At 44.8% G+C, this 2,743-nt stretch carries 3 protein-coding genes; all 3 read right to left on the bottom strand.

What is annotated here, in order from left to right:
• Window positions 1-649 (bottom strand): sugar phosphate isomerase/epimerase (locus tag VK541_RS18530; RefSeq protein WP_324371879.1); only part of this gene is annotated, 649 nt, incomplete at its 3' end.
• Complete coding sequence (hisD, locus tag VK541_RS18525) at window positions 646-1,941, bottom strand: histidinol dehydrogenase (protein WP_324371877.1); 1,296 nt, start codon at window positions 1,939-1,941, stop codon at window positions 646-648. The genes hisD and VK541_RS18530, both read right to left, overlap by 4 nt.
• 130 nt (window positions 1,942-2,071) lie before the next feature.
• A partial coding sequence (locus VK541_RS18520; protein ID WP_324371876.1) for a hypothetical protein occupies window positions 2,072-2,743 on the bottom strand: 672 nt, incomplete at its 5' end.

Here is a 2,743-nt window from a genome sequence, read left to right as displayed (position 1 = left end):
CCCACCAGCTTAAATGGATCTGAACGGCTTCCTGCCACTCCGGACTGCGCGGATCGGGCACCTGAGGACCTTCCGGATACCCAACCCTGGCATGAATATGCGCTGTTCTTGAAATGGCCAGGTCCATGGCTTCCTGCTGATCTGTAAGGTAGGATTCTGCCACATTTACCCAATGTGATGCATCTAATGTTAGTTTAAGGCCCGGGATATTTAAAAGGTATTGTTTTGTAATGTGCGCCGCGAAGCTAAATTTGTTCCGGTGCGTTTCATGGCAGATTGCAACACCGGATTTAACAGCGTAACTTTCAGCAAGTGTTATCAATGCTTTATTTTGGTCGAAAGTAAAAAAATCCTTCCCTGTTTGTGAATTGATCTTTAAACTTTTAAACGGATACATTTTTTCAAGCCATGCTGCATAGGTGTCATAGTGCTTATTGTAGTCGGCATCATAGGTACCATAGTGCTGTGGAATAATTGAAAGGGAGTGCCGCGCTGCTTTTTCCCAAACGGGCTCCAGTTCATTTGGGGTTACATCGTTAGCGATGCCATATTCGATCCCGTCATAGCCTGCTTCCTTTACTTTGTGTAAAAAGGTATCCCAGTCCAGGTGCTCACTGCCCCATCTGGGACAAAAAAATTCCAGCTTCATTCTTTTTTTAGAATTTCAGGCTTTCCATAACGCCGTACGCGCAATGCGGCCTGCTCTTTGTGCCCCATGAATCCTTCAATTTCACATAGTCTCATGGCATATCGTCCTATTTCTGCACTTGCCTCTGGTGTACAGCGCTGATAGGTACAATTTTTTAAAAATTTACCTACCCATAAACCACCTGTATATCTGGCTGCTTTCATGGTAGGAAGGGTATGATTGGTTCCAATGACTTTGTCTCCGTAGGCAACATTAGTCTCAGGGCCTAAAAAGAGTGCTCCATAATTGGTCATTCTGTCTAAAAATACATTCGGATCCCTGGTAAGTACTTCGACGTGTTCGTAGGCCAGTCTATCTGCTTCTGCAATTGCTTCATCCTCATCCTCTACCAAAATAATGGCGCCGTTTTCTTTCCAGGCTATTCCTGCGATATCTGCTGTAGGCAGGGTCTTCAACTGACGTTCTATTTCTTTTAGTGTCTCTTGTGCCAGTTTTTCTGAGGTAGTGATCAGAACTCCGGGAGACGTCGGTCCGTGTTCTGCCTGTCCGAGAAGATCGCAGGCAACCATTTCTGCATCTGCGGTTTCATCTGCGATGACGAGTATCTCGGTTGGTCCTGCAAACAAGTCAATACCTACTCTTCCGTACAGCTGACGTTTTGCTTCGGCTACAAAAGCGTTACCCGGACCAACGATGATATCTACAGGCTCAATCGTTTCCGTCCCTATTGCCATCGCTGCCATTGCCTGGACGCCTCCGAGTATATATATTTCATCAGCACCTGCCAGGTACATTGCAGCAACTGTAGCTGCAGGTATTTTTCCATGTATAGCGGGCGTGCAGGCGATCACCCTTTTTACACCGGCAACTTTTGCGGTTAGTATGCTCATGTGTGCGGATGCGACCATTGGGTATCTTCCTCCGGGAATGTAACACCCTGCGCTGTTTATAGGTATATTCTTATGTCCCAGAAAAACGCCGGGCCTGGTTTCTACTTCTATATCTGTGATGGATGCCCTTTGCTTTTCTGCAAAAAAGCGGATCTGTTTCTGAGCAAACTCAATATCTTCAATTACCTGTGGTGGTAAAGAGCTGACAATGTCTCTGATCTCTGGTCCGCTTAGACGAAAGGAGGCAGGGGACCATTTGTCAAATTGTTCAGACAACCTTCTGACCGCTGTGTCTCCCTGTGTTTCAATATCTCTGATGATACCGCTTACTGTCTGTTTTACCTGTTCATCTGCTTCTTTCAGTTCGATGTCGCTTTTCCCCTTTTTTAAAAATGTTGCCATGGTATATTTTTTCTTTTCATCCAAAGTTCGGCCTCTGTCATCATGACTTATGCTATTTTCTTTTTCATTTGTGATATTAATATACAAGGATCTGGCCAAAGGGCTTACAAAGACCCACAGTTAGCCGTCATTATTTTTCATCAAAATTTGGGATTTTCATAGATTCTCCCCTCTTCATAGCAGATTTATGCGCTACAATTCCCGGGGCTGTATAGGCTATGGCTTCATAGATGTCAACCTGCGGTTTACGGGCATTAATTAAAGCATCGATAAATTCATGAGTGATAAAAGTATGAGATCCGTAGTGCCCGCTATCGTGACGCATTGGTTCAGGAAGCAAATCAGTCTTCCACCATTGTGGCTGGTCATAATCTTCTACTTTTGGCTTTATAAACTTAAATCCCGCATCGTCTCTGCCTATCTCGCTTCCGTAACGCACAACCACATGATCTTTTGATTCCTGAGGGCCCGATATGAAACTCATTTTTTCTCCGCGCCATTCTGCACGCACGGTATCTCTTAGCGCGCCTCTCCAATTTACTTCTGCTCTGAATGCAGTCCCTTTATTGGTATTAAAGAAGGCCGTTTCATTCCAAAATGGATTTTTCCAGGGATTATTTTTTAAGATCGGGCTGTTATCGCCATAACCTATGCCGCTTACTTGTGTTAACCGCTCTCCTGTTACAGAGATTAAAAATGAAGTGCAATGCGTTGGATACAGCATGGGGGTCATTCCGTACCTCCAGGTTGGCTTGCCATTTTCCATATATAAGGTTTCCAGGCCAGGATGATTGTATTCGGC

Origin of the sequence: Pedobacter sp. (assembly GCF_035317785.1) — a bacterium.
Taxonomy (GTDB): Bacteria; Bacteroidota; Bacteroidia; order Sphingobacteriales; family Sphingobacteriaceae; genus Pedobacter.
This window is presented reverse-complemented; position numbering and strand designations above follow the sequence as displayed.